This is a genomic window from uncultured Thiocystis sp. (assembly GCF_903866365.1).
Lineage (GTDB): Bacteria > Pseudomonadota > Gammaproteobacteria > Chromatiales > Chromatiaceae > Chromatium.
This window is the reverse complement of sequence record NZ_CAIPNF010000250.1, coordinates 1-6034: the sequence shown is the minus strand read 5'-3', so window position 1 is coordinate 6034 and position 6034 is coordinate 1. Positions and strand designations below refer to the sequence as shown.

Annotated in this window: 4 protein-coding genes and 1 pseudogene; 3 read left to right on the top strand and 2 right to left on the bottom strand. The window is 64.5% G+C overall.

All coding sequences use genetic code 11. The features are described 5' to 3' along the window. Nucleotides 1–135 (top strand): annotated as a pseudogene (locus QZY07_RS14010) (IS1595 family transposase); the annotation flags it as partial. A gap of 405 nt (nucleotides 136–540) precedes the next feature. Then, complete coding sequence (locus QZY07_RS14005; RefSeq protein ID WP_295403825.1) at nucleotides 541–1560, top strand: LuxR C-terminal-related transcriptional regulator; 1020 nt, start codon at nucleotides 541–543, stop codon at nucleotides 1558–1560. A gap of 47 nt (nucleotides 1561–1607) precedes the next feature. On the opposite strand, the gene QZY07_RS14000 is transcribed toward QZY07_RS14005, so the two are convergent. Continuing rightward, nucleotides 1608–2915 (bottom strand): DUF3422 domain-containing protein, encoded by a 1308-nt coding sequence (locus QZY07_RS14000; protein WP_295403822.1) that lies wholly within the window; start codon nucleotides 2913–2915, stop codon nucleotides 1608–1610. A gap of 330 nt (nucleotides 2916–3245) precedes the next feature. On the opposite strand from QZY07_RS14000, the gene QZY07_RS13995 reads away from it, so the two are divergent. After that, nucleotides 3246–4652, top strand: a complete 1407-nt coding sequence (locus tag QZY07_RS13995; RefSeq protein ID WP_295403819.1) for an SUMF1/EgtB/PvdO family nonheme iron enzyme — start codon at nucleotides 3246–3248, stop codon at nucleotides 4650–4652. A gap of 175 nt (nucleotides 4653–4827) precedes the next feature. On the opposite strand, the gene QZY07_RS13990 is transcribed toward QZY07_RS13995, so the two are convergent. Next, the gene (locus QZY07_RS13990; protein ID WP_295403816.1) at nucleotides 4828–5868 is read right to left on the bottom strand and encodes an NADP(H)-dependent aldo-keto reductase; all 1041 of its coding nucleotides are present in this window, start codon (nucleotides 5866–5868) and stop codon (nucleotides 4828–4830) included. Between the last annotated feature and the right edge of the window lie 166 nt (nucleotides 5869–6034).

Genomic DNA, 6034 nt, shown 5'->3' with positions numbered 1-6034 from the left:
TACCTTGGCGCCTTCGCCTACCGCTTCAACCGGCGGTTTCATCTCGATACCCTTCCCAGCCGACTGCTCGTCGCGGCGATTGCCGTGGGGCCGTGCCCGGCGCGCTGGATCCGCCTGGCTGAGGAATCTTGCTAATCAGGACTCGCCTTGGACCGCCATCCCCTGGTGGAGGCAATGAACGCGGATAGACCGGATAACGACGATATTTCGTGCTTCCTTAGAAGGCAGATTTTCGCCTGTGAAAAACTCCTAAATTTATTCCATGGTTGGTATGCCATGACGTTCCGCCGGGATCATTCAGGCCGACGTCTGTCATGACAGGAACAATAGCCGACGCAGGTAATCATCGAACCTAGAAGCAACGGGTTTCAAACCCGCTCACACGACGCTAGTGTGTCCGGTGATTAGGCGCGAAGTCCATGATGCGTTTGCACTACTGCCGCGAAAATACTTGGTATGAATTGCCGTCTCGGGATAGTCTGAGCGCTGGATCCGTATCTGACCCTGGTCGCGTCCAGTCGGCTGGGGTGCGGGGCTTAAATGACTAACGCTCCTCTACAGGATGTCTCCGGCTTGGATGCGCGCGGCATCAGCCACACGACGTTGGCGCTGCATCGCGTTGGGCGCGAGGTGCCTTTCTGCCAGTTTCAGCGCGCGGCGCTGGATGTGATCCAGGGCATTCTGCCGTTCGATTCGGCATGGTGGGGCAATGCGGCGGCCGAGCCGGCGGAAATCCACCGGCTGTATCTGTTCAACTGCGACGATTCGATTCTGGAAGCCTATGTGCCTTACATGGCGCAGGACTTTTTTCGCACCGCGCTGATCGATGCCCCCGGCACCACCATCAACATGGCCGATCTGATCAGCCGCGAGGGCTATCTGCGCACCGCGCTCTATCAGGACGTGGGCCAACGCTATCGGGTGGAATGGTCGCTTGGCACCCTGCTGGTGGAGCCGGTGTCGGCGTTGCAGGAGTTTCTGACGCTGTGGCGGCACGATGGGAACAAGCCGTTCACCGAGGCCGAGCGACTCACCAAGGAATTGCTCATGCCGCACCTGTGGGAGGCGCACCGGGCGGCGCGGCTGCGGGAGATGCTCGACGGCACGCAACTGCGCTATGACTGCTGGGCGCTCGCGGACGAGCGGGGCTTTCTGCGCGAGATCAGCGCCTGCTTCATCCTGTTTTTGCGCGAACACTGGCCCGGTTGGCGCGGTAGCCGGCTGCCGGAGGCGATGCTGGAGTGCGTTCGCCTGGCGACGCCCTTGCAGACAAAGCAGATGAAATTGCAGATTGTCCTCAACGGCAGGTTCCGTTATCTGTGGGCGCTGGCTCTCAGCGCGGTGGACAAACTTTCCCCGCGAGAACGCGACGTTGCCACACGCTACGCACGCGGCGACACCTACGCGGCGATTGCGCTCGCGCTGGGGCTGGCCCCCGCGACCGTGCGCAATCACATCGCGAATTGCTATCAAAAACTCGCGGTGAAGAACAAGGCCGAGCTGGCGATGCGGTTGTTGGATGCCAAGCCCGCGATGGGTTCGGCACTCAGAATTCCTTGAGGGAGCGCGGGGTGGGTCGAGTCAGTCATGTTTTCCCGGAAATCGCCTTACTCGTTGACGTGTTCCATCTTGAGCAGACGCGCCTTCATGCGCCGGATGCCGAGCCAGGCGACGAGGACCACGAGCGGTGCCGCCAGACCCGTCGCATAGGCGGCCTCGATCGGCAGGCCATGACCCTCCAGCCCTTTCAGCAGATAGCCGACTAGCCCAACCCCGTAGTAGCCGATGGCGATCACCGAGAGTCCTTCGACGGTTTCCTGCAAGCGCAGTTGCAACTGCGCGCGCCGGTTCATGGACTCCAGCAGGCTCCGATTCTGCTCCTGCAGCCCGACCTCCACCCGCGCGCGCAGCAGACTGGTCAGACGCGCGGCGCGCTCGGCCAGATCCTGCTGACGTTTCGAGGTCGAGTTGCAGGTCGCGATCGCCGGGGCGAGCCGGGCGTCGAGGAATTCGGTAAAGGTCTGCAAGCCCTCGATGCGTTTCTGGCGCAACTGATCGAGCCGTTGCTGGACGACTCCGTAGTAGGCGCGGGATGCCTCGAAGCGCGAACTGGTGCGTGCCGCAACGGCCTCGATCTCGGCGGCCAGGGTGGTCAGCTCGGCCAGCAGTTCGGCGTCGGGAACGCCTCGCCCGATGCCTTCCGGATCGGTCATGCGCGCCGCCACCCCCACCAGCCGACGGTCGGCGCCGCTCAGAATGGCGTTCGCCTCGCGCGCCTCGGGCAAACCGAGCAGGGACATGGCGCGGTAGGAATTGATTTCGAGGAAGCGCTTCGCGAGTCGACCCGCCTGGCTGTCCGACAGTCCCTGATCGCGCAGCAGGATGCGCGAAAAGCCATCGCTGTGAATGCGCAGATCGGACCAGGCGCGCGCCGCGCCGCCCACCACCTCGCAGCCAATGACGGCATTGCCCGCGAAGAGTTCGCTCAGTTCCTCGCCGCCGCGTTCGGGCATGTCGCGCGCCTCGAACGCGAGCGACACCGCCGCGACGACCTCGCCCGGCAGTTCGCTCAGCCAGTCCTGGGGGAGTTCATAGAGCACCGGATAGGCGAAGGGATGCAGATAGGCTCCCCGTTTGCTGAAGGTGTAGCTCACGAACTCGGTGTGACGCTCCCAACGCATGCGGATGTCGCCCAGCTCGGCGAAATAGTACTGTTCGACCGTTGCGGGAAGGGGCAGGCCATAATGCTCCAGCAGCTTGAACAGATGCCGGAGATTGCGACCGCTGCCCCGTTCGCCGCAGATCGCGGCGACATGCGAGATCCGCTCCGGGGCGTGCAGGGACTCGTAGGTGCGCGCGTGCAACTCGGCGACACCCTGATGGCGCAGGGGGTGTTCCTTGAATGGCAGAGCCATGGGGCGGGGACTCCTCGATTCGATGAAATGGCGTCCAGCGCGACGGGCCGGGCTCCGGCGCACCGCGCCCGGCGTCAATCGCCGACGGGCGGCGGGACGCGCTAACGATGCGATAACCCCGCAGACTAACCGGAAATCATGACACAAAATAGATGGGGTGCCAGGGTCCATTTCGTCGGCGCCGGCCGCGCGAACGCCAATCGGTCGCCGGGAGTGGACGCGGATCGCGTCTCGTGATTAAGTGGCCGGACAGCGCATGTCGCCAATCCCGCCGTTCGTTCACCGGGGCCGCCCCGGCACTGGACGACGGCACACAGCGATGCCTTCAGGATGGCCAAACCAATCGACGCGAACCACGACATCGAAACCGCCACGCTGCGCAAAACCCTGGAGCAAATGCGCCGGGAAGCCGAGCAGGAAGTCATGCGTCTCAATCTGCGCATTGCCGAGCGCGTGCACGAGTCCGACAGCTCGGTCGCCACCGCGACCGAGCACCTGGCCATGCAGCAGGAGATGACGGTCCTGCAACAGACCCTGGGGGCGAAGGAGCAGGCGCTCGATCACATTACCGAGGAATGTCGGCGCCTTGAGGACGAACTGGAAGACCATAACCTGGCGCTCGACGGTCTGAAGCAGGAAATGGAGCGCAAGGAGAGTTCGCTGAAGGACGCGGTGGGCGAGGTGGAACGGTTGAAACGGGAATTGGCGGAACGTCTCAAGATCTCGGTCGCCAGCGCCCCGCCGCCACTCGCGCCGCCTCCGCCCCGCACGGCGCCAACCAGAACCCCGCGCTGGCGACGGTTGGGTTACCCGATCCTGTTCGTCGTGCTGGCCCTCTCCGCGGGTCTGTCGCTCTACTTGATTCGGGAGCGGATCGACTTCCGGCTGACGGCGCTTCGGCAGTGGTTTCAGTCCCCTCCACCGGTGGCCGTCACGCCGTCGACGCCCGTCGGCGCGCCGACCGAGGTCGCGCCGGCGGTTGTCGACGCGATGCCAACGCCCTCCAAACCGCCGCCGATCCGGCGCGACCGGCTGCGCGGCGGCGCCTTTGCCCCGGCGCTGGCCGTGCTCGATGGCGGCGTCTTCCAGATGGGCGCGAACAGTCTTTCCGGCGAGGATTTCAGCCCGGCCCACGAGGTTCGGATCCGACCCTTCTTGATCGGCGTCAACGAGGTGACTTATCAGGATTACGACCGCTTCGCGCGGGCGACCGCGCGCGCGCTGCCCGAGGATTTCGGCTGGGGACGCGGCAACCGGCCGGTAGTCGGCGTCAGTTGGGAGGAGGCGCAAGCCTATGCCGACTGGCTGTCGCGGGAAACCGGCCACCGCTATCGCCTGCCCACCGAGGCGGAATGGGAGTTCGCATCCCGTGCCGGCGACACCCGCTCCTTCTGGTGGGGTTCCAGTCTGGAACCGGGCCGGGCCGCCTGCTTCGATTGCGGCAGCCAATGGGACAATCGCTCCACCGCGCCGGTCGGGAGCTTCCCGCCCAATCCATTCGGTCTCCACGACACCGCTGGAAACGCCATGGAATGGGTCGCGGACTGTTATCGCCCAAGCGATCAGGACGCGCCGGGCGATGGATCGACTTCGCGCGAGGCAAGCTGTACGGCGCGGGTCGCGCGGGGCGGGGCCTTCAACAAACCTGCCGCCTCCATGCGCGCCTACGTTCGGGGACACTTCGCGCCCGAGACCAAGCTCAACATGCTGGGTTTCCGCATCGCACGCGATCTCTGACACGGCCCCGGTGCATCCCTCGACCGTCACGCGTCGCATCCTCGGCGTCGGCATCGCCAGCCTGGATCTGCTCAACGAGGTCGACGCCTATCCGGTGACCAATGCGGTCGATCCGGGTTGGATGGGCTGATCGAAAGCGCTGGCCGGACGGGATTGCTGTAGCCCTGGGTTCGTTTCAGGGGGCCGGATTCGGCTGACTGGTATGGATCGACTCGATCCCGGCGATCACCGTCTCGTCCAGCACCAGATCGATGCTGGCAAGATCGCTGTCTAACTGCTCCAACGTGGTCGCCCCGATGATGTTGGAGGTGGCGAAGGGGCGGCTCGTCACCCAGGCCAGGGCCATCTGGGCCGGGTCCAGACCGTGGCGGCGGGCCAGCGCGACATACTCGGCGGTCGCGCACTCGGCCTCCGGGTTGGAGTAACGGCTGAAGCGCTCGAACAGCGTGATGCGGCCGGTCGCCGGACGCTGCCCATGCAAATATTTGCCCGACAGCACGCCGAAGGCCAGGGGCGAATACGCCAATAGACCACACGCCTCGCGGATGGCGATCTCCGCAAGTCCAATCTCAAAGGTGCGATTGAGCAGACTGTAAGGGTTCTGAATGCTGACCATGCGCGGCAGGCCGTGTTGGTCGGCGAGCGCCAGAAAACGCATCAGACCCCAGGGAGTCTCGTTGGACACGCCAATCTGGCGGATCTTGCCGGCCTTGACCAGATCGGCGAGCACCCGGAGCGTCTCCAGCAGGGGCACGCTTTGATCATCGGCGGCGTGCGTATAACCGAGCTGGCCAAAATAATTGGTCTCGCGATCCGGCCAATGCAACTGATAGAGATCGATCCAGTCGGTTTGCAGTCGTTGCAGGCTGGCATCCAACGCGGCTTCGAGATTGGCGCGATCAAGCCGGTTGCGACCGCCGCGAAGATGCGGCAGCCAGTCCCCCGGACCCGCCACCTTGGTCGCCAGCACGACCCGGTCGCGGCAGCGGCGGGCCTTGAGCCAGGTGCCAATATAGGTTTCCGTGAGCCCCTGGGTCTCGGCCATCGGCGGCACCGGATACATCTCGGCCGTGTCGATGAAATTGATTCCGGCAGCCAGGGCGCGATCCAGTTGGGCGTGGGCCTCCACTTCGGTATTCTGCTGGCCGAAGGTCATGGTGCCCAGGCACAGCGCGCTGACCTCAATCCCCGAGTGACCAAGTGGTCTGCGTATCATGGCGGTCTCCAAGACGATCGATGAAGATGGATGGATGTCGAACGAACGCCTGATCCGGATTCACTTGCGCCGCTGCGCTCGCCGCCGGGAACGGTCGCAAGGCCCTGATCAAACGCCGGTCACGCGCAGACAGTGCACACTGAACAACTCCCCCGGATCGGTCCAG

Bases quoted from the DNA above. Each gene is read 5' to 3' on its own strand.
- QZY07_RS13995 (WP_295403819.1), top strand. From the start codon at position 3,246: ATGGCCAAACCAATCGACGCGAACCACGACATCGAAACCGCCACGCTG.
- QZY07_RS13990 (WP_295403816.1), bottom strand. From the start codon at position 5,868: ATGATACGCAGACCACTTGGTCACTCGGGGATTGAGGTCAGCGCGCTG.
- QZY07_RS14005 (WP_295403825.1), top strand. From the start codon at position 541: ATGACTAACGCTCCTCTACAGGATGTCTCCGGCTTGGATGCGCGCGGC.
- QZY07_RS14000 (WP_295403822.1), bottom strand. From the start codon at position 2,915: ATGGCTCTGCCATTCAAGGAACACCCCCTGCGCCATCAGGGTGTCGCC.